This window comes from Streptomyces sp. NPDC059092, assembly GCF_042756365.1.
GTDB lineage: Bacteria > Actinomycetota > Actinomycetes > Streptomycetales > Streptomycetaceae > Streptomyces.
In genome coordinates, this window is sequence record NZ_JBHZEJ010000013.1 from 116,659 (window position 1) to 137,487 (window position 20,829).

Annotated in this window: 18 protein-coding genes; 10 read left to right on the forward strand and 8 right to left on the reverse strand. The window is 68.9% G+C overall.

Features of this window, described 5'->3' with window-relative positions; all coding sequences use genetic code 11:
• Nucleotides 1-154: 154 nt before the first annotated feature.
• Nucleotides 155-1,933, reverse strand: coding sequence for a chromosomal replication initiator protein DnaA (gene dnaA, locus ACFXPL_RS11125; protein WP_384916021.1), 1,779 nt, complete (start codon nucleotides 1,931-1,933; stop codon nucleotides 155-157).
• A gap of 395 nt (nucleotides 1,934-2,328) precedes the next feature.
• Between dnaA and rpmH the strand changes: the two genes are divergently transcribed.
• From rpmH to ACFXPL_RS11170, 9 genes are all read left to right on the forward strand, one after another.
• Complete coding sequence (rpmH, locus tag ACFXPL_RS11130; RefSeq protein ID WP_003975051.1) at nucleotides 2,329-2,466, forward strand: 50S ribosomal protein L34; 138 nt, start codon at nucleotides 2,329-2,331, stop codon at nucleotides 2,464-2,466.
• 26 nt (nucleotides 2,467-2,492) lie between these two features.
• Nucleotides 2,493-2,864: a ribonuclease P protein component gene (gene rnpA, locus ACFXPL_RS11135; RefSeq protein ID WP_384916024.1), complete on the forward strand. Its 372-nt coding sequence runs from the start codon at nucleotides 2,493-2,495 to the stop codon at nucleotides 2,862-2,864.
• Nucleotides 2,861-3,220, forward strand: coding sequence for a membrane protein insertion efficiency factor YidD (gene yidD / locus ACFXPL_RS11140; protein WP_384916027.1), 360 nt, complete (start codon nucleotides 2,861-2,863; stop codon nucleotides 3,218-3,220). Before rnpA ends, yidD begins: the two co-directional genes overlap by 4 nt.
• A gap of 3 nt (nucleotides 3,221-3,223) precedes the next feature.
• Complete coding sequence (gene yidC, locus ACFXPL_RS11145; protein ID WP_384916030.1) at nucleotides 3,224-4,504, forward strand: membrane protein insertase YidC; 1,281 nt, start codon at nucleotides 3,224-3,226, stop codon at nucleotides 4,502-4,504.
• A 14-nt stretch (nucleotides 4,505-4,518) separates the two neighbouring features.
• Nucleotides 4,519-5,031, forward strand: a complete 513-nt coding sequence (locus ACFXPL_RS11150) for a protein jag (RefSeq protein WP_384916033.1) — start codon at nucleotides 4,519-4,521, stop codon at nucleotides 5,029-5,031.
• Nucleotides 5,032-5,135: 104 nt separating this feature from the next.
• Nucleotides 5,136-5,852 carry a 16S rRNA (guanine(527)-N(7))-methyltransferase RsmG gene (gene rsmG / locus ACFXPL_RS11155; protein ID WP_384916036.1) on the forward strand — a complete coding sequence of 239 codons (717 nt, stop codon included), beginning with the start codon at nucleotides 5,136-5,138 and terminating at the stop codon, nucleotides 5,850-5,852.
• Nucleotides 5,853-6,117: 265 nt separating this feature from the next.
• On the forward strand, nucleotides 6,118-7,194 hold the full coding sequence (locus tag ACFXPL_RS11160; protein ID WP_384916039.1) for a ParA family protein: 1,077 nt from the start codon (nucleotides 6,118-6,120) through the stop codon (nucleotides 7,192-7,194).
• Nucleotides 7,191-8,288 carry a ParB/RepB/Spo0J family partition protein gene (locus ACFXPL_RS11165; RefSeq protein ID WP_384916042.1) on the forward strand — a complete coding sequence of 366 codons (1,098 nt, stop codon included), beginning with the start codon at nucleotides 7,191-7,193 and terminating at the stop codon, nucleotides 8,286-8,288. Before ACFXPL_RS11160 ends, ACFXPL_RS11165 begins: the two co-directional genes overlap by 4 nt.
• Nucleotides 8,289-8,693: 405 nt before the next feature.
• Nucleotides 8,694-9,311, forward strand: a complete 618-nt coding sequence (locus ACFXPL_RS11170; RefSeq protein WP_384916045.1) for a GNAT family N-acetyltransferase — start codon at nucleotides 8,694-8,696, stop codon at nucleotides 9,309-9,311.
• A 104-nt stretch (nucleotides 9,312-9,415) separates the two neighbouring features.
• Here the strand turns inward: ACFXPL_RS11170 and trxA are convergent, their stop codons facing one another.
• From trxA to ACFXPL_RS11205, 7 genes are all read right to left on the reverse strand, one after another.
• On the reverse strand, nucleotides 9,416-9,745 hold the full coding sequence (gene trxA, locus ACFXPL_RS11175) for a thioredoxin (RefSeq protein ID WP_384916048.1): 330 nt from the start codon (nucleotides 9,743-9,745) through the stop codon (nucleotides 9,416-9,418).
• A gap of 44 nt (nucleotides 9,746-9,789) precedes the next feature.
• Nucleotides 9,790-10,761 (reverse strand): thioredoxin-disulfide reductase, encoded by a 972-nt coding sequence (gene trxB / locus ACFXPL_RS11180; RefSeq protein ID WP_384916051.1) that lies wholly within the window; start codon nucleotides 10,759-10,761, stop codon nucleotides 9,790-9,792.
• 119 nt (nucleotides 10,762-10,880) lie between these two features.
• Nucleotides 10,881-11,864: a hypothetical protein gene (locus tag ACFXPL_RS11185; protein ID WP_384916054.1), complete on the reverse strand. Its 984-nt coding sequence runs from the start codon at nucleotides 11,862-11,864 to the stop codon at nucleotides 10,881-10,883.
• Entirely contained in the window at nucleotides 11,861-12,565 is a 705-nt protein-coding gene (gene sigM, locus ACFXPL_RS11190) for an RNA polymerase sigma factor SigM (protein WP_384916057.1), read from the reverse strand. Before sigM ends, ACFXPL_RS11185 begins: the two co-directional genes overlap by 4 nt.
• Before the next feature lie 25 nt (nucleotides 12,566-12,590).
• Nucleotides 12,591-14,309 (reverse strand): protein kinase family protein, encoded by a 1,719-nt coding sequence (locus tag ACFXPL_RS11195; protein WP_384916060.1) that lies wholly within the window; start codon nucleotides 14,307-14,309, stop codon nucleotides 12,591-12,593.
• Between the two features lie 119 nt (nucleotides 14,310-14,428).
• The gene (gene murJ / locus ACFXPL_RS11200; protein ID WP_384916063.1) at nucleotides 14,429-16,570 is read right to left on the reverse strand and encodes a murein biosynthesis integral membrane protein MurJ; all 2,142 of its coding nucleotides are present in this window, start codon (nucleotides 16,568-16,570) and stop codon (nucleotides 14,429-14,431) included.
• Between the two features lie 45 nt (nucleotides 16,571-16,615).
• Nucleotides 16,616-19,081: a DUF6049 family protein gene (locus ACFXPL_RS11205; protein WP_384916066.1), complete on the reverse strand. Its 2,466-nt coding sequence runs from the start codon at nucleotides 19,079-19,081 to the stop codon at nucleotides 16,616-16,618.
• 209 nt (nucleotides 19,082-19,290) lie between these two features.
• Here ACFXPL_RS11205 and ACFXPL_RS11210 point away from each other — a divergent pair, with 209 nt between their 5' ends.
• Complete coding sequence (locus tag ACFXPL_RS11210; RefSeq protein WP_384916069.1) at nucleotides 19,291-20,757, forward strand: CCA tRNA nucleotidyltransferase; 1,467 nt, start codon at nucleotides 19,291-19,293, stop codon at nucleotides 20,755-20,757.
• The last annotated feature ends 72 nt before the right edge of the window (nucleotides 20,758-20,829 follow it).

Sequence of the window (20,829 nt, forward strand, 5' to 3'; positions counted from 1 at the left end):
AGCCGTCCGGGAGGGCGCCGCGAACCCTCAGGGACGGTGCCGCGAGCCCTCGGAGGCGGCGCCGCGAGCCGTCCAGAACGGCGAAAGGGCGCCCGGGACCGTGTCGGACGGGGTCCCGGGCGCCCTCGTGAGCGCCGTGAGGCCGCTCTCGCTGTCAGCCGTTCTTGATGCGGTTGGTGAGTTCGGTCACCTGGTTGTAGATGGAGCGGCGCTCGGCCATCAGCGCACGGATCTTCCGGTCCGCGTGCATGACCGTCGTGTGGTCACGCCCGCCGAACTGGGCACCGATCTTCGGCAGCGAGAGATCGGTCAGCTCCCGGCAGAGGTACATCGCGATCTGGCGCGCCGTCACCAGCACCCGGCTCCGCGAGGAGCCGCAGAGGTCGTCCACCGACAGCCCGAAGTAGTCGGCGGTCGCCGCCATGATGTTGGTCGCGGTGATCTCCGGGGCCGCGTCCTCGCTGCCGGGGATGAGGTCCTTCAGCACGATCTCGGTGAGCCCGAGATCCACCGGCTGCCGGTTGAGCGAGGCGAACGCCGTGACCCGGATGAGGGCGCCCTCCAGCTCGCGGATGTTGCGCGAGATCCGCGAGGCGATGAACTCCAGCACCTCGGGCGGCGCGTTGAGCTGCTCCTGGACCGCCTTCTTACGGAGGATCGCGATACGGGTCTCCAGCTCCGGCGGCTGGACGTCCGTGGTCAGTCCCCACTCGAAGCGGTTGCGCAGCCGGTCCTCCAGAGTGATCAGCTGCTTGGGCGGCCGGTCCGAGGAGAGCACGATCTGCTTGTTGGCGTTGTGGAGCGTGTTGAACGTGTGGAAGAACTCCTCCTGCGTCGACTCCTTGGACGCCAGGAACTGAATGTCGTCGACCAGGAGGATGTCGACATCCCGGTAGCGCTTGCGGAACGTGTCGCCCTTGCCGTCCCTGATCGAGTTGATGAACTCGTTCGTGAACTCCTCGGAACTGACGTACCGCACCCGCGTACCGGGGTAGAGGCTGCGCGCGTAGTGCCCGATGGCGTGCAGCAGGTGGGTCTTGCCCAGCCCGGACTCGCCGTAGATGAAGAGCGGGTTGTACGCCTTGGCCGGCGCCTCGGCGACGGCGACCGCCGCCGCGTGCGCGAAGCGGTTGGACGCGCCGATGACGAACGTGTCGAAGAGGTACTTGGGGTTGAGCCGGGCCTGCGGCTCGCCGGGGCCCGCCGCGGGGGCGGGCTGGGCGCCCAGCGGCCCCGGCGCTCCGGCGCGCGCGCGGCCCACGCTCTGCCCGCCGCCGTGCCGGGGCGCCGGCGGCTCCTGGAGGTCGTGCCGGTCGTGCCGGGCGTGGTGGTCGGTGGGCTGCTCGTACGGGGACCTGTCCTGGCCCTGGGGCTGCCGGTAGTCGTGGTGCTGCGGCCGGGCGGTGGCGTACGGGTCGCGGTCCTGGTACCCGCCGGAGCGGGACTGCCAGGACAGGTCCTCCTGGGTGCGCGGCCAGGCCCCGGCGCCGGGGCGCTGCTGCTGGTAGTCCGGGTAGGCGGGGCGTACGGACGGCATGCCGTCGTCGGAGGGGCGGTGCCCGTAGCCGTCGTACGCGTCGTCCTGCCGCGGCTCGTCGTGGAGCGGACCCTGGTAGCGGTGCTGCTGGGGAACGGGCGGCGCCGGAGGGGTGGGCTCGCCCGCCGAGTCGTCGACGGTGATCGCGATCCGGATGGGCCGGCCGCACTCGTGGCTCAGGGTCTCGCTGATGAGGGGGGCGAGGCGCCCTTCGAGGACGCGCTTGCCCCATTCATTGGGGACGGCGAGCAGCGCGGTGTCGGCGACCAGGGCCAGGGGCTGGCACCGTTCGATCCACTGTTTGTCCTTGGGCTCCACGCCCTGCTGGCCCTCTCTGAGGAGCTGCTCCAGCACTCGTGGCCACACTGCGGCAAGATCGGCAGGTACATCAGCCACAAGGCACGCTCTCTCGCTGGTCCCACGAATGTGTGCTTCTCGGGACGGGGTGGGAAGGCCGGCGGGGAAAGCCGGGGTGAAGACCGACCGGCGCATAGGAGCGGTCTCCGCCAAGGTAGTCAGGCCGACCCGCGCGGTTCAAGTTGTTGTCCACAGGCTGTGCACAATGGAGTCCGGCACTGAGCTGGTTTGACCGGATGGCGTAGCCGCGCGTACCGTGACCAGGTCGAGTTGTCGATGGCTGCTGCCGCCTGCCTCCGATGGGCAAAGATCACGATCTGTGGTTGTGAAGCGGTGCACTCGGGCGTGAACGCGAGCTTCTGAGCTTCTCGTGGGCGCACGGTGACAGCCAGGCGATGTCCCGCCATCCACACATCATTTTCTGGAGCCCCCGAGTGAGCAAGCGCACCTTCCAGCCGAACAACCGCCGTCGTGCCAAGACCCACGGGTTCCGGCTGCGGATGCGTACCCGTGCCGGCCGCGCGATTCTCGCGACGCGTCGCAGCAAGGGTCGCGCCCGTCTGTCCGCCTGATCGCCTGCTGAAAAACAGGTCATGACGTGCTGCCTACCGAGAATCGGCTGAGGCGGCGCGAGGACTTCGCGACCGCGGTACGGCGAGGACGCCGGGCTGGACGCCCGCTTCTCGTCGTCCATATGAACAGCGGTGCAACGGACCCGCACGCGCCTGGGGAGAGCGCTTCCCCGGTGCGTGCGGGTTTCGTCGTAAGCAAAGCGGTGGGCGGAGCGGTCGTACGGAACCGTGTGAAGCGGCGCCTGCGCCATCTCATACGCGACCGCCTGCCCGCACTGCCCCCCGGTAGCCTGGTTGTCGTACGGGCGCTGCCCGGATCAGGCGACGCCGATCATGCACTGCTGGCCCGAGACCTGGACGCCGCTCTCCAGCGGCTGCTGGGAGGGGGCGCGCGATGAAGTACCCGCTGCTGGCTCTGATCAAGCTGTACCAGTGGACGATCAGCCCGCTCCTCGGGCCCGTCTGCCGGTACTACCCGTCGTGTTCGCACTACGGATATACGGCCATCGACCGCCATGGCGCGGTGAAGGGCACGGCGCTGACCGCCTGGCGCATTCTGCGGTGCAATCCGTGGTCGCCGGGCGGCGTGGACCATGTCCCGCCGCGTAAACGGCCGCGATGGCATGAACTGCTGCGCAACGCGTGGCGCGGCGGTAAGGGCGGGCGGCCCGCTGCTGACGTGCCTTCCGGGGGATCGGCCCCCGACACCCCCAGCCCGGCCGCAGAGACCTCGCCCAAAGCTCAAGGAGCCTGATTAGTGGACACGATTGCCAGTCTCTTCAGTTTTATCACCACACCGGTTTCCTGGGTCATCGTCCAGTTCCACTCGCTGTACGGGATGATCTTCGGCCCCGACACGGGCTGGGCCTGGGGACTGTCCATCGTGTCCCTGGTGGTACTGATCCGCATCTGCCTGATCCCGCTCTTCGTGAAGCAGATCAAGTCGACGCGGAACATGCAGGTGCTCCAGCCCAAGATGAAGGCGATCCAGGAGCGCTACAAGAACGACAAACAGCGTCAGTCCGAAGAGATGATGAAGCTGTACAAGGAGACGGGTACGAACCCGCTCTCCTCGTGTCTGCCCATCCTGGCGCAGTCCCCGTTCTTCTTCGCGCTCTACCACGTGCTCTCCAGCATCGCGAGCGGCAAGACCATCGGGGTGATCAACCAGGGGCTGCTGGACAGTGCGCGACAGGCGCACATCTTCGGCGCCCCGCTGGCCGCCAAGTTCCTGGACAGCAGCGAGAAGGTCGCGTCGCTCAACGCGTCGCTGACCGACGTGCGGATCGTCACCGCGATCATGATCGTGATGATGTCGGCGTCGCAGTTCTACACGCAGCGCCAGCTCATGACGAAGAACGTCGACCTGACGGTCAAGACGCCGTACATGCAGCAGCAGAAGATGCTGATGTACATCTTCCCCCTGATCTTCGCCGTCACCGGCGTGAACTTCCCCGTGGGTGTGCTCGTCTACTGGCTGACCACCAACGTGTGGACCATGGGCCAGCAGATGTACGTGATCAACCAGAACCCGACCCCGGGGAGCAAGGCGCAGGACCAGTACCTGCAGCGTCTGCTGAAGAACATCACCACGCACGGCGAGGTGCGGTCCCGCCGCAAGCGTTCCGTCGTGCAGGCGATCGTGGCCAAGGGGCCGGACCGTAACGACAACGAGCGCAAGTTCTTCGTGGGTCTGGGCAAATCGGGTCTGGCCGCACAGCCCGACGGCACGGTGATCAAGAGCGACACCGCCGCCGCCGAGGCCGAGGCGGGCGCCGCGGCCAGGCGCCAGCAGCCCAAGCGCCAGACCAAGGCGCAGCGGCAGGCCGCCGCGGCCCAGGCGGGTACGGACAAGCCGGAGTCCGGTCACTCCGAGCCGGCCGAGCCGCAGGCGAAGACCTCGTTGCAGAAGAAGGACGAGGCGCAGGACACCACGTCCAAGCCGTCGGGCAAGCCCGCCGCCGGTGCCACACGCCAGAAGGCCAAGTCAGGGCAGCGCAAGGGTCAGCAGCGGCCCACGCACCCGACCAAGAAGTAAAAAGGAGTCCATCCGTGACGGAAGGCACCATCTCCGCCGCCCCTGAGGGGGGCGACACCCTGACCCGCCTGGAGCAGGAAGGGGAGATTGCGGCCGACTACCTTGAGGGCCTGCTCGACATCGCCGATCTCGACGGCGATATCGACATGGACGTCGAGGCAGACCGGGCCGCGGTCTCGATCATCAGCGACGTGGCCGGTGTGGACCTTCAGAAGCTGGTGGGGCGCGACGGCGAGGTCCTGGAGGCACTTCAGGAGCTGACGCGGCTCGCTGTCCACCGGGAGACCGGCGACCGCAGCCGGCTCATGCTGGACATCGCGGGTTTCCGGGCCAAGAAGCGCACCGAGCTGGCCGAGCTGGGTGCCCAGGCGGCGGACGAGGTGAAGAGCACCGGTGAGCCGGTGAAGCTGAGCCCGATGACGCCCTTCGAGCGGAAGGTCGTGCACGACGCGGTCGCCGCCGCCGGTCTGCGCAGCGAGTCCGAGGGCGAGGAGCCCGAGCGCTTCGTCGTGGTGCTCCCTGCCTGAGTGGTTCAACGTCTTCGGCCCCGCCTGTCGCGCAGGCGGGGCCGATCTTTGTCAGCCTGATAGTCAGCCACCGGTGGGTGGTTCGGTATGGAAGGACGGTTCCCGTGACGGAGGCAGCAGAGCTTCCCCCCGCACCGGACGAGGCGCGCACTGTTTTCGGTGAGTTCTTTCCGGAGGCTGTCCGCTACGCGGAGCTGCTGGCGGACGCGGGCGTCAAGCGCGGTCTGATCGGCCCCCGTGAGGTGCCGCGCCTGTGGGAGCGGCACATGTTGAACTGCGCGGTGCTCTCCGAGGTCGTGCCCGAGGGAGTGATGGTCTGCGACGTCGGCTCCGGCGCGGGTCTTCCCGGGATCCCGCTGGCTCTGGTACGGCCCGACCTGAAGATCACGCTGCTGGAGCCGCTGCTGCGGCGGACGAACTTCCTCCAGGAAGTGGTCGAGTTGCTGGGCCTGGACCATGTGACGGTGGTACGCGGCCGGGCCGAGGAGGTTCTCGGTACGCTCCAGCCGGTCCATGTGGTGACGGCGCGGGCGGTGGCGCCGCTGGACCGGCTGGCGGGCTGGGGGGTGCCGCTGCTTCGTCCCTACGGCGAGATGCTGGCGCTGAAGGGCGACACGGCCGAGGAGGAGATCAACGGGGCCCGGGCGGCGCTGAGCAAGCTCGGCGTGGTGGAGGCCTCGGTGCTTCAGGTCGGGGAGGGCATCGTTGATCCGCTCGCCACGGTGGTGCGGGTGGAGGTCGGGGAGAGCCCCGGCGGTGTGAGGTTCGCGACGAAGCGGGCCAAAGCCGCGCGGGCCGGCCGTGCGCGGCGCCGCCGTTGAGACGTACAGTCCTCAGTGGCTATCAGTGATGGTCCATACAAGCTGCCATACCTATGCATTGCGGAGTGTCGTGATGGTCTAGCCCCGCAGCGCGTGCATCGTGTTTCACGTGAAACGTCGCTCATTGCTGCAGGGCATCATCACCCGAGGCCGCGCGTCTGCCACACCGCGCGGCCGAAAACCCCTCGTACGGGGGGCGGGGTTGTCCACAGACGCGGATTCATCCACAGATCCACGGGCCTCGCTGGTTCACGACCCCGAAGGCATGGCAGGCTCTGTCCATTGCGAGTCTGAAGTCGAGGAGAGTGAATCCTTGCGGTCCGACGCCAACATCGCGGGACCGATGACCGATCCGGTCCCCGGCCCCCGCACCGAGTCGCAGGGGGAGGATGTTTCACGTGAAACACCGCCCCCGTTGGACGACACCCCCATTGGTCATGCTGCCCAACTGGCGGTGGAGGCGCTGGGCCGGGCCGGCGAGGGTCTGCCCCGCCCCGAACAGACACGTGTCATGGTGGTCGCCAATCAGAAGGGCGGCGTAGGCAAGACCACCACCACGGTCAACCTCGCCGCCTCCCTGGCGCTCCACGGTGCGCGCGTGCTGGTGGTAGACCTCGATCCGCAGGGCAACGCCTCCACGGCGCTGGGGATCGACCACCATGCCGAAGTACCGTCGATCTATGACGTCCTGGTGGAGAGCAAGCCGCTCTCCGAGGTGGTCCAGCCGGTCGTGGACGTCGAAGGTCTCTTCTGCGCCCCGGCCACCATCGATCTCGCCGGTGCGGAGATCGAGTTGGTGTCCCTGGTGGCGCGGGAGAGCCGACTGCAACGGGCGATTGAGGCGTACGAGCAGCCGTTGGACTACATCCTCATCGACTGCCCGCCCTCGCTCGGCCTGCTGACCGTCAACGCGATGGTCGCGGGTGCGGAGGTGCTGATTCCTATCCAGTGTGAGTACTACGCGCTGGAAGGACTGGGTCAGTTGCTGCGGAACGTCGATCTGGTGCGGGCCCATCTCAACCGCACGCTGCATGTCTCGACGATTCTGCTCACCATGTACGACGGCCGGACGCGTCTCGCCTCGCAGGTGGCGGACGAGGTGCGGAGCCACTTCGGCAACGAGGTGCTGCGGACGAGCATTCCTCGGTCCGTCCGCATCTCGGAGGCGCCGAGCTACGGGCAGACGGTGCTGACTTATGATCCGGGTTCCAGTGGATCCCTCTCGTATCTCGAAGCCGCCCGTGAGATCGCCCTGCGGGGGGTGGGGGTCCACTACGACTCCCAGCAGGCCCATGTGGGTATCCAGAACAGTCAGCAGAGCATGTCGGAGGGGATCCAGTGAGCGAGCGACGTAGAGGATTGGGGCGTGGGCTCGGTGCACTGATCCCTGCCGCTCCGCAGGAGCAGCCGGTGACCGCCCCCGGAGTGGCCACGGCTTCTCCGGGTGGTGCCCCGGTGCTGACGGCGGAGCGGGGGGTCGCCGCCGCGAAGGTGACGTCGCTGCCGACGGCCACCGTCTCCCCGGAGTCTGGGACCGTCGTACCGGAGCGGGAGGCGGCGCCCGAACCGGCCGTGGCCGGGGCCTATTTCGCGGAAGTGCCGATCGACTCGATCACTCCGAACCCCCGGCAGCCCCGTGAGGTGTTCGACGAGGACGCGCTTGCCGAGCTGATCACTTCCATCAAGGAGGTGGGGCTTCTCCAGCCCGTCGTCGTACGGCAGGTGGGCCCGGAGCGCTATGAGCTGATCATGGGCGAGCGGCGCTGGCGGGCCTGCCGGGAGGCCGGGCTGGAGCGCATCCCCGCGATCGTCCGCGCCACGGACGACGAGAAGCTGCTGCTGGACGCACTGCTGGAGAACCTGCACCGGACTCAGTTGAACCCGCTGGAAGAGGCCGCGGCCTACGACCAGTTGCTCAAGGACTTCAACTGCACGCACGACCAGCTCGCCGACCGGATCGGGCGTTCGCGTCCGCAGGTTTCCAACACCCTGCGGCTGCTGCGTCTCTCCCCTCCGGTGCAGCGCAGGGTCGCGGCCGGAGTGCTCTCCGCCGGTCATGCCAGGGCGCTGCTGTCGGTGGACGACTCCGAGGAGCAGGACCGGCTGGCACACCGCATTGTCGCCGAAGGTCTCTCCGTACGAGCGGTCGAGGAGATCGTGACCCTGATGGGGTCGCGTCCGCAGACCACCTCCAAGCCGAAGGGCCCGAGGGCCGGTGCCCGGCTGTCGCCGGCGCTGGGCGATCTGGCGTCGCGGCTCTCCGACCGCTTCGAGACCCGGGTGAAGGTCGACCTCGGACAGAAGAAGGGGAAGATCGTCGTCGAGTTCGCCTCGATGGACGATCTGGACCGGATCCTCGGCACTCTCGCCCCCGGTGAGGGGCGTGTCCTGGACCAGGGGCTCTCCGAGAACACCGAGGACGAAGAGGAGAGCTGAGGCTCCACCGCACCCTTGGGGCGGGCCGTGTTCCACGCTGACCGGAACACGGCCCGCCCTTTGTGCTCCCCAGGTGTCCCGGTCATCTCCAGTGGATACGATGCGTTCTGGTAGGGCGCCATCCACCTTGATCCACCTCAGAAGGAGAGCGAGGGCCATGCGATCGGCGAGCCGCGGCCAACTGGTGTCGGCTGGACTGGGACCAGGGCCTCTCGTTTGGGTGTGGCTGGGCTCGCGTGCCCGCAGTGACATCAGCCGCTGACGCGGCGGGCGCTCCCTGCAAGCCAGACCCAAACGAAAGACCCTAGGCGTGCTCGGTGGCTTTGTCGGCGGCCTGCTCCGGGAACGGAGCGCGTCGGCGGGCGCTCAGAGTGCGGCAGGGGAAAGAAGTGAGGAACAGCCTCCATGGGGCGTCGGCTCGTACCGCTCACGCTGGACAACCTTTCGGACCTCCCCCATCGCTGCCGTACGTGTGTCTTCTGGGAACTTGATCCGGTCAGTGGTGACGCCGCGGCAGGGGCGGGCCGGGCGGGTTCGGAGAAAGAGGCGTGGATCTCGGCCGTCCTGCTGGAGTGGGGATCCTGCGGGCGCATCGTTTTCATCGATGATCTGCCGGTCGGCTTCGTCCTGTACGCGCCCCCCGCCTATGTACCGCGTTCCCTGGCGTTCCCGACGAGCCCGGTCTCGCCGGACGCCGTCCAGTTGATGACGGCCTGGGTCATGCCCGGCTATCAGGGACAGGGGCTCGGCCGGGTGATGGTGCAGACCGTGGCGAAGGATCTGCTGCGGCGGGACTTCAAGGCCATCGAGGCGTTCGGTGACAGCCGCTGGAAAGAGCCGTCCTGTGTGCTGCCCGCCGACCATCTCACCGCGGTGGGCTTCAAGACGGTGCGCCCGCACACGAGATACCCACGGCTACGGCTGGAGCTGCGCACCACGCTCTCCTGGAAGGAAGACGTGGAGCTGGCGCTCGACCGGCTCCTGGGAGCGGTGAAGAAGGAACCGGCGCTACGACCGCTCTGAAGCAGGCCGCGGTGAGCAGAACGGAGAACGGGTCCGTCCCCCGAGCGGGGGGACGGACCCGTTTCACGTGAAACATCGTGCGTCTGCCGACGCCTGCTGTTTCGTCAGCCGATGTATTCGTCAAGGTCGCGGACGAGCGCGGCCTTGGGCTTGGCGCCGACGATGGTCTTGACGACCTCTCCGCCCTGGTAGACGTTCAGGGTGGGGATGGACATGACCCCGTACTTGGCGGCGGTGGCCGGGTTCTCGTCGATGTTGAGCTTGACGATCTCGATCTTGTCGCCGTGCTCGGCGGCGATGGCCTCCAGCGACGGGGCGATCTGGCGGCACGGTCCGCACCAGGCGGCCCAGAAGTCCACCAGGACGGGCTTGGCGTTCTTGAGAACGTCCTCGTCGAAAGAATCGTCGGTCACATGCTTCAGGTCGCCGGCCACGGCGGCCTCCTTACGGGTTGAGGGGTGTGGATGGGAAGTGATGGTCAGACGGCGGGGGTCTTCTCCGGCTCGGCGTTCTCGCTGTCGCTCAGCGCGGAGAGGAAGCGCTCGGCGTCGAGGGCGGCGGAGCAGCCGGTGCCCGCGGCGGTGATCGCCTGGCGGTAGGTGTGGTCGACGACGTCGCCGGCGCCGAAGACGCCGGAGAGGTTCGTCCGCGTCGACGGGGCGGCCACGGTGAGGTAGCCCTCTCCGTCCAGGTCGAGCTGGCCCTTGAACAGCTCGGTGCGCGGGTCGTGGCCCACCGCGATGAACAGCCCGGTCACCGCGAGCGGCGAGGTCCCGCCGGTCTTCGTGTTGCGCAGGGTCAGCCCGGAGAGCTTCTGCTCGCCGTGGATCTCGGCGACCTCGCTGTCCCAGGCGAACTTGATCTTCGGGTCGGCAAAGGCACGCTCCTGCATGGCCTTGGAGGCGCGCAGCGTGTCCCTGCGGTGGACGATCGTGACGGACTTGGCGAAGCGCGAGAGGAAGGTGGCTTCCTCCATCGCGGTGTCCCCGCCGCCGATCACGGCGATGTCCTGGTCCTTGAAGAAGAAGCCGTCGCAGGTGGCGCACCAGGAGACACCACGTCCGGACAGCACGTCCTCGTTGGCGAGACCGAGCTTGCGGTGCTGGGAGCCCGTCGTGACGATCACAGCCTTGGCCCGGTGCACGGTGCCCGCGGTGTCGGTGACCGTCTTGATGTCACCGGTGAGGTCGACCGAGATGACATCGTCCGGAACCAGTTCGGCGCCGAAGCGCTCGGCCTGGGCCCTCATGTTGTCCATCAGATCCGGGCCCATGATGCCGTCGCGGAAGCCCGGGAAGTTCTCCACATCGGTGGTGTTCATCAGCGCACCACCGGCGGTGACGGCGCCCTCGAAGACCAGCGGCTTCAGTGATGCGCGCGCGGTGTACAGCGCGGCCGTATAGCCGGCGGGCCCGGAGCCGATGATGATCACATTACGGACGTCGCTCACGGGTTTCTTCCTCGTCTCTGCAGACTGCACTACTGGGGCCGGATCAACGACTTTCACCCCATCCAACGGATCCTACGGGTCCCGCATTCCCGAGGTCTCCCGGCTCGACGCGAGGAGCCTCAGCGGCGGAGGTAGGAGTGTGTCAGCAGGACGGCTCCGTCGGTCGAGGGAGCGCTCTTCACACAGGTCGCATCGACCACGTAGGCCTGGACCCGGGTGCTGTCATCGGAGTGCGGCAGGACAACGAGATACGCGTCGTTTCCCTGGTACGTGCCCCGCTCCGCGGCCAGCGCCGACAGACGGCTGCCGATGCCCCGCTGGACACAGGCCGGGACGACGGGCGCGGGAGTGAGCAGGGGAGAGTTCGAGGCTCCTCCCCGGTCGCCCTCCATGGAGCGGGGTCGGCCTGCCTTGGTCTCGCTTTCGGTCCCGGCATCGGCGCCCGAGGCCAGCAAGGTGTCCACGCGGTCCTGGAGACGTGTCTCGGAGAACTGCTCGCTGTCGTTCGCGGCGGCGCTGGCCGTCTTGGACGCTTCGTCGGAGTCCGAGGAGTGGAGCGACGGGAGCAGCAGCACGCCGATCCCCACGAAGGCCGTTCCGATCACGGCACCCAGGACAGCGGTACGGCGACGCCGCAGGCGTGACGGCCCGCCGCGGCCGGGCCCGGTGGCTGCCTTCGGCCGTCCGGCGGGGCGGTCGGCCCGTACGGTTTCCGTTGTTGCCACCGGTGCGGCAGTGAGGGGCGGCGGCTCGGACGCGGGCGATGTTTCACGTGAAACATCGGCGGAGTCCACAGCCCCAGCCGACGCCGATGACACATCGGACGCGGTGGACTTGTCGGGCGCGGTCGCGTCGAGGAGGGCTTCCGCGGCGAGTGCGGCGTCGATACGGCCCGCGACATCGGCGGGCATCCGGGGCGGCCCCGGCAGGGTGCCCAGCAGGTCCCTGATCTCTTCGAGGGAGTCGTGGACCTCGGAGCAGAGCACGCAGCCGTCGAGGTGCTCCCGTAGATCGGCACTGCGGTCCGGTGTCAGCAGACCTTCGGCGAGATCGGAGATCTCCGAGACATCCGGATGCTGAGCGGTGTCGGTCGTAGAGGTCATGCGCGCCCACCTCCGCCCTTCACTCCAGCAGGATCGCTCGATCCTGAATCCTTTGGTCCCGATGCCGGTGGGACGGATGCCCGCGGCGTCCGGTTCCTTCCCCGCTCGGAACCGCTGTTATCCCTGGTGCCCGCGCGTAGATGGGCGAGTAGCGGGAGAAGTCTGGCCCGACCGCGCGCGCAGCGGCTTTTCACGGTGCCGATGGGCACCTCCAGCACGGCGGCGGCCTCCGCCACCGGGTAACCCTGCATGTCGACGAGGATCAGGGCGGCCCGCTGGTCGACGGGGAGCGTGGCCAGCGCCGCCAGCAGCTCCCGGTGGAGGTCCTGCCGCTCGGCGGGCGCCTCGGCCGACTCATGGGGTTCGAGAAGCTGCTCCAGCCGCTCGGTGTCGTCCACGGGAGAGGTCTTGCGCGACGCCGCCTTGCGGGCCCGGTCGAGGCAGGCATTGACGGTGATGCGGTGCAGCCAGGTGGTGACGGCGGACTGCCCACGGAAGGTGTGGGCGGCCCGGAAGGCGGAGACGAGGGCGTCCTGCACGGCGTCGGCCGCCTCCTCACGGTCCCCGAGAGTACGGAGGGCGACGGCCCAGAGCCGGTCGCGGTGGCGCCGTACCAATTCGCCGAAGGCCTGAGGGTGGCCCGTGACATGAGCGCTCAGCAGGTCCTGGTCGCTCAAGTCGCCCAGTGCGGCGTCGTCCAACGGTGAGCCCCTCCCCTGTCTCCGGTCAGCCGTTGATCTGGATCTCCGAGATGCCTCCGCGAAAGCGGGTGGTGGATCCTCCGTCCTGCGGCAGCTCAGTGATGTGGATCAATACGTACCGGGTCCGCACAGGCTTGTCGAGGGTGGCCTTCACCGTGCTTCCCGCCGTCTCCAGCTTGGTGAGCCGCTGGGAGAAGTCCGAGAGCGACGTCGGATCCGACGCGTCCGCGGCGGCGGCCAGCACTTCGGCCTTCTGACCGGACCGGTACATACGGATGTCGAGACCGGACACGTCCTTCACACTGCCGAGGTCGACGACGATTCCGCTGCCCTGGGTGTGGCCGGGGAGGTTACCGAAATTGGGATAGTTCCAGTACTGCTTGGTGATCCAGGCCGTGCTGCTGTCGCCGTCGGTGGCGTTCGCGACCAGCTCCGGCCTTATCCCGGATCCCTCGGGCATGAACTCCGTCGCGTCGTCGATCTTGAGGGGCTTGGCGGGTTTCACGGCCTTGTCGCTGTCTCCCGTGGAGCTCTGCGTAGGGGTCGTGTCGGTCGTGCCGCGGTCCTTGTCGAGGAGCTTGTCGGCGACCTGCCAGCTCCCCAGGCCCAGGGCGGCGATGAGGAGCGCGGCGACGGTCCACTTGAGGGCCTTGCCGGTCCGGCTCTGAAGCGGGGGCGGCGGGGCCAGCACCGGCGTCGGGGAGGCCATCCCGGCACCCGGCTGGGTGCGCCCGTAGGTGCCTTGCTGGTACGTGGTGCGCTGGTACTCCGGCGGGGCGGCGAACGTGGGCTCCGGCGGCCGGATGCGGGGCATCTCCGCGACCGCCGCGGACAGCTCGTCCGGCGTGGTGCACGGTGGCTCCTGCCGGGAGGCGGTGGCGCCGTCGTTGACCAGGGCCCGCATCGCCAGCTCGGAGAGACCGCGGTGGATGCCGGCGCGTACCTGGTCGGGGGCGATCAGCCCGACCCCCTTGGGGAGGCCGGAGAGGCCGTGGGCGTCGCTCTCGTACGGCCAACGCTGCGTGAGCGCGGCGTACAGGAGCGCGCCGATCGCCTCGGTGTCGGTGCGCTGGGGCCGGTCGGCGCGGATACCGCGCAGGGCCGCGTTCACGGCGAGACCGCGGATCCGGTACTGGCCGGTGGAAGTCCGCAGGACGGCGCCGGGCGTCAGCCGCAGATGGGCCAGCCCCTCGCGGTGCGCGGCGGCCATCGCCTGGGAGACCTGGCTGACGAGCTGGTATGCCTCGTGGGCCTCCAGAGGGCCCGCGGCGAGCAGAGCGGTGAGCTCGATGGCGTCCGGCAGCCATTCGTGGACGACGTAGACGTGGTCGCCCTCCTCGACGGCGTCCAGGACCTGGACGAAGCGGGGATCGCCGAGCAGTGCGGCGGACCGTGCCGCGGCCAGTACGGAACGGGCCCGCGGATGGTCGGCGGGCAGGAGGTGCACACCGACCGCGCGGCGCAGTTTCTCGTCGACGGCACGCCAACTGCTGAAACCGTCCAGACGGGTGACGCACTCCTCCAGGCGGTAGCGTCTGGCGAGTCTGTGGCCGCTGTGGAGTTCGGGCGCCGCGCCGCCCGGCTCGGTGTCCTGCCGCTCGCTGCCCGTGTCGGCGGCCGACCGCTCCGCCGTGTCCTGGGCCTTCGCCAACCCGTCGGTCGTGGCCTTGTCCGCCTTGGCGGTCAGCGGCTCATCGCCGCTGTTACCGGCCACGTCGACGGCAGCCGTGCTACGTTCCGCCACCGTCGCTCCTGCCTCCCCATCCGTTGCGCCCTGTTCAACAGCCAAACCAATTGTGCCCACAGCCGGACGCTATGCACGACACGCGGTAGCCGGTGATGGTTGTACTCGGCCGGGCCGCCTCACCGTCCGAGGCGGCCTCGCACCATGCCGACCATGGCGTTCATCTCCTCGATCCGCATCTTCTTCGCCGCGACGAAGAAGAGCCCCAGCAGGACGATGCCGCCGCCGATCAGGGCGACGATCGAAGAGAGGGCCGTGCTGCCCAGACCTTCCAGTACGAAGTAGGCGACCGCGCCGGCCGCGAGGGCGCCGGGTACGGACGCCAGGCAGAGCCGGGCGTACGTCCGCAGGACGCGTCCGCCGTCCAGATCGCCGCCCAGCCGCTTCTTCAGCCTGCGCCAGGCCACGCCGACACCGACCGCGTAGGCCAGCCCGTACGACGCGGCCATGCCGACCACGGCCCAGCGCGGGGGCAGCAGGACATAGGCGACCGCGGAGGCCGCGGCGTTGACCGCGGCGACGATCACCGTGTTGTAGAAGGGCGTCCTGGTGTCCTCGTAGGCGTAGAAGCCGCGCAGGACGACGTACTGCACGGAGTACGGGATGAGCCCGAGGGCGAACGCCATCAGGATGAAGCCCATGGACCGCGCCGATTCCAGGCCGCTGGACGAGAACATCAGGATGGAGAGCGGCACACCGAGGGAGAGGAACGCGAAGGCGATCGGGACGATCGCGACCGCCGAGTTGCGCAGCCCCTGGGAGATGTCGTCGCGGACCGCGCCCGGGTCGCCGTCGCTGGCGGCGCGGGAGATCCGGGGCAGCAGGGCGGCCATGACCGAGACGGTGATGATGGCCTGCGGCATGCCCCAGATGAGCTGGGCGTTGCTGTAAGCGAGGATGCCCGCGCCGTCCGTGCCGGACGCCTTGCCCGCGGCGGTGGCGAGCTGGGTAACGACCAGCACACCCGCCTGGTTGGCGAGGACGAACAGGACGGTCCATTTGGCGAGCTTGACCGTCTTGCCGAGCCCGTGGCCCTTCCAGTCGAACCGGGGGCGGAACCGGAACCCGGTCTCCCGGAGGTAGGGGATCATCGCGAGCGCCTGGACGATGAGACCGAGGAGGGTACCGATGCCCAGCAGCCGTACGCCGTCCGGCGGGATCGTCCCCACGGTCATGCCGGAGTCGGCGGCGGTGCCGTACACCCAGATGAACAGGCCGAACGTGGTGATCATGACGATGTTGTTGAGGACCGGGGTCCACATCATCGCGCCGAACTTCCCGCGCGCGTTGAGGATCTGGCCCATGACCACGTGCACACCCATGAAGAAGATCGTGGGCAGGCAGTAGCGGGCGAAGGTGACGGCCACGTTGTTGGCGGCGGCGTCGCTGGCGATCGGGTCCGACATCGCCTGGACCAGCACGGGCGCCGCGAACACGGCCAGCGCCACGATCGCGCCGAGCGCGACCATGACGAGGGTGAGCAGCCGGTTGGCGTAGGCGACGCCACCGTCGTCGTCGTTCTTCATCGCCCGCACGAGCTGCGGTACGAAGACGGAGTTGAGGCCGCCACCGACGGTGAGGATGTAGATCATCGTCGGCAGGGTGTAGGCGACGGTGAACGAGTCACCGAGGAGCGCCGCTCCCAGCGCGGCGGTGATCACCAGGCTCCGTACGAAGCCGGTGAGCCGGGACACCAGGGTGCCCGCGGCCATCAGCGCGCTGGACTTGAGCAGGCCGGCGGCCTTGCCACCCGACTTCTTGGCGGGCGCCGCCGCGGGAACCGCCTCGGGCTCCGGCGGCGCCACGGCCTGTGCCGTGGCCTGCTGGTCCCGGTAGAGGTGCGCGAACGCGTCCGGTGCCGGGCCCTCGTCGGCGGCCCGGGAAACCAGGTCGTCGACGCCGGTGAACTGGGTGGTCCGCGCGTCCTCCCCGTACGGCAGAAGGCGGGAGGGGCCCGAGGGCTCGGGCGGCGGGGTCTGCGCCCAGATCCGCGGATCGGGCGCGGGCTGCTGGGCGTACGGCTGCCGGTACAGGTCCTGGCGGTCCGGATAGGTGCCGGGAGGCGGCGGAGGGTGCGAGGCGCGGTCGTACAGCGCCTCGGTCACCGGATCCTGCGCGGACAGGTCCTGCGCCCAGTAGGGGTCCTGTGCGTAGGCGTCCTGGACATACGGGTCCTGGGCAGGTGGCGGAGGCGGCGGGACCTGGCCTGCCGGATCGCCGCCCGTGCCAGGCCCACGGTCACCGTCGTACGGCGCGTTCATGGTTACCCCACCTCATCGTCCCCGGCCGACCGGCCACGACATCGCTCAACGGTCCACTTTCTCACCCGCGCCCGACGCGTCCGCGCTTTCCGGACCGGTGTCCGGTGTCGGGTCACTCGGCTGCCCGGGATCTGTGTCCTCGACGGCCTTCGGGCCGGGCGTGTTCTTCGCCCCGTGCGCGCCCCCGGTGGCGTCCGGGCCGGCCGTACCGGACCCGGTGGCGTCCGGGTCCGTGGCGTCCGTGCTTTCCTGGCCGCCCCGGTCGCCGTCACCGTTGCCGCCGTGCGGGCCGTCGTCGCCCTTCTCGCCGTCGTCGCCGCCGTCCGCGGGTCCGGCACCCGCCTTACGGGCCACGGCCCGCTTGCGCTGGCTGTACATCTTCACCCCGGCGAGGACCAGCAGCAGCACACCGCCCGCGATGACGAGCATCACGGTGGGCGTGATCTCCGAGACCTTCACCTGGAAGGTCATCGGACCGCCGTACAGCTTGCCGTCCACCGTATAGAGCTGGGCGGTCACCTGCACCGGTCCGTTGGCATTGCCCGCGCCGGTGAACTTCACCGACTGGCTGTGCCCGCCGTCGATCTTGATCGGCCGTTCCGCGACGGCCAGATCACCGTCGAGCTTCAGTCGGGTCGGGTTGTCCGACTTCAGGCGCAGCACCAGGTTCTGGACGCCCTGGAGCAGTTGGTTCTGGACGGTCACCGGGATCGTCGCGCTGCGCCCGGACAGGGTGAGCACGGACTTGGGAATGAGCCGCACCTCGTCGGTGAGGCTCTGCAGATAGATGTCGACCGTGTCCCGGTACTGCGCGGCGCCGTTCGGGTCGCCGCGCCAGGACGTCGACATCGCCCGGCTGATCGCGTTGCCGAAGGGGGCGGCGACCCGGTCCGGTGCGGTGAGGATGGCCTTGAACTTGTCGAAGCGGTCCTGCGTCTTCTTGATGTCGAGGAACGTCTGGGTCGGCAGTTCCTGGCCGCGCAGCTTCTTCGGGTAGTGGGCGGCGCTCGGCACCTTCGTGGTGGCGTCCGCGTCCGGGCTGACCGCTGCCGCCGCGATCAGGTCCGTCGGCTCCGTCCAGCGCTCGGACTCCAGCGCGCGCAGCGCGCGCGCCATCGACTGCGCCTGAGCCGCCGTCGGCGTCCGCTGTGGGGCGACCACGACGTTGCGCTCGTTGTCGGGCTCCTGGAGCGTCACGGCCAGCGACTGGGCGAGGAATTTCTGGACGGCGAGGGTGGAACTGCTCGACGCCGACATGTCGCTCTGGAAGGCGGTCGAGAGCCGATGGTCCGCGACGACGGCCGTCGTGCCGCCCCCGATCGGCCGTGCGGCGTTCGGGGTGTACGCGAGGTTGTCCTGGAGACTGTCACTGCGGGTGATGATCTTGTGGGCGCCCGCCGAGGTCGCCACGTCGACGATCGACGGGTCGATCGCGCCGTCCACCGGCCAGGCGAAGTCCACGGACGGCTTGACGTGGAGGATGGTCTCCACGGTGTCGTCGGCCACGTCGGTGGCCGGCTGGAGATGGCTGAGGGCGCCGGAGACGCTTTTGCCGCGGTGGGCGAGCGAGGCCAGGTCCGGGTCGGCGAACGGCAGCGCCACGACCTTGCCGTCCTTGACCGCCTTCTCCAGGGAGTCGAGCCACTTGATCGCCACGGCCTGGTTGCGGCCCGGCACCGTGGTGTCGCCGCTCTTGACGCTGTAGTTCCTGGTCATGGCGTCGGCCGTGGCGATCAGGTCGGGATCGATCACCCAGGTCACCGGGGACTGGCTGCCGAGGGAGACCATCTGCTCCAGCCGTCCGCCGGGCGCCAGCTCCTCGGCCAGGTCGTCGTTCTCGAAGACCGGTGTCTGCTGATCGTCCGGCCCGGTCTCGGCGGAGAGATGCGTGGCAGAGATCAGCGGCCACAAAGCGGTGACCTGGGTCTTCTTGGCCGTATCGTCGGGCTGCCAGGGCAGGAAGGTGCGCTGGACACCCAGCACCTGGTCGTACGGGGCGGCCGAGGTCTGTCCCGTCACCGAGACGCCGAGCTGGTACACCCCGTCCTCGTCGAGCCCCAGCTTGCCGACGGGGACGGACAGGGCGAAGTCCTGCGGGATCCCGGCCGGGAGCTTCGGGATGACGACCTTGTACGGTCCGCCGATCGGGGCCACGTCACCCGAGACCCCGGAGCGCGCAGCGGCGTCGTCGATGGCGGTACGGCCGGCCATACGTGGCCCGACCCGCAGATCCACCTGCGCGTTGTTGACGGTGCTCTTGCCCTCGTTGGTCACGGTCCCCGAGATGGTGAGCGTGTCGCCCTTCACCGGGGCGCTGGGCGCGAGTGTGTCGAGCGCCACATGGACCGTACGGCCCCCGGTGGCCTCTGTCGCGGCCTGGGCCGCGGGGGCCGTCGTACCGGCCAGCAGACTCGCCATGAGCGGTACTCCGGCGAGGAGGGGGGCTGTGCGCCGCAGCCATCGGCGGGCAGCGGAATGGCCCGTCCCCTGGAAGTCTGCCGCCTCGGCCACGCGCTCGCCCGTCCCTCGTCATCGTCTGCTGCCGTTGGTGGTTGTCGGTTGCTGCGTCCACGCATGGTAACGATGTGCGCTGTGGCGAAGTGCTGGGGACTGCTCCACATGATCGGAAGAATCTCATGCGCTGACGGAAACCCGTGAATCGGAGGGGGAGCCGGAAACGGGGACGACCGGATGAGTCACGGCACGTACCCTTTTCTGTTGTGCCGAAAGCCAATGAAGACAACCCCAGTGCACTCAGCCAGGTGCAGCACCGCGCGGTCAGCGAACTGCTGCGGGTGTCCCCCGTCGCCGACGATCTCGCCCGCCGTTTCCAGGAAGCCGGTTTCGGTCTCGCGCTGGTCGGAGGCTCGGTCAGGGACGCCCTGCTGGGCAGGCTCGGCAACGACCTGGACTTCACGACCGATGCCCGCCCCGAGGACGTACTGAGGATCGTGCGGCCCTGGGCGGACGCGGTCTGGGAGGTCGGGATCGCCTTCGGGACGGTCGGCTGCCAGAAGGACGCCCGGGTCGGCGACGTGGATCAGCGCTTCCAGATCGAGGTCACCACGTACCGCTCGGAAGCCTACGACCGTACGTCACGCAAACCCGAGGTGTCCTACGGCGACTCCATCGAGGAGGACCTCGTACGCCGGGACTTCACGGTCAACGCGATGGCCGTGGCTCTCCCGCAGAAGGAGTTCATCGATCCGCACGGCGGGCTGGAGGACCTCGCGGCCCAGGTGCTGCGCACACCCGGCACCCCGCAGGAGTCCTTCTCCGACGATCCGCTGCGGATGCTGCGGGCCGCGCGTTTCGCCGCACAGCTGGACTTCGAGGTGGCGCCGGACGTCGTCGCTGCCATGCAGGACATGTCCGTACGTATCGAGATCGTCTCCGCCGAGCGGGTCCGGGACGAGCTGAACAAGCTGGTCCTCGCCGCCCACCCGCGTCAGGGGCTGGCGCTGCTCGTCGACACCGGGCTCGCCGAGCGGATCCTGCCCGAGCTGCCGGCGCTGCGGCTGGAGAGCGATGAGCACCACCGCCACAAGGACGTCTACGAGCACTCGCTGACCGTTCTGGAGCAGGCCATCGATCTGGAGGAGGACGGCCCGGACCTGGTGCTGCGGCTGGCCGCGCTCCTGCACGACATCGGCAAGCCCCGCACCCGGCGCTTCGAGAAGGACGGCCGGGTCTCCTTCCACCACCACGAGATGGTGGGCGCGAAGATGACCAAGAAGAGGATGACCGCGCTCAAGTACTCCAACGAGATGGTGAAGGACGTCTCACGCCTGGTCGAGCTGCACCTGCGCTTCCACGGCTACGGGACGGGCGAATGGACCGACTCGGCGGTCCGTCGGTATGTACGCGACGCGGGCCCGCTGCTGAGCAGGCTCCACAAGCTGACCCGCTCCGACTGCACCACCCGTAACAAGCGTAAGGCGAACGCGCTCTCCCGCGCCTACGACGGGCTGGAGGAGCGGATCGCTCAGCTCCAGGAGCAGGAGCAGCTCGACTCGATCAGGCCGGACCTGGACGGCAACCAGATCATGGAGATCCTGGGGGTCGGCCCCGGGCCGGTGATCGGTGCGGCGTACACCTTCCTGCTGGAGCTGCGGCTGGAGAACGGCCCGATGGAGAAGGATGTGGCCGTCTCCGCCCTCAAGGAGTGGTGGGCGGCGCAGAACTGATCGCGGCGTCCGGGGCATGTTTCACGTGAAACATGCCCCGGACGCGATCCCTCAGGAGGCGGTGTTTCACGT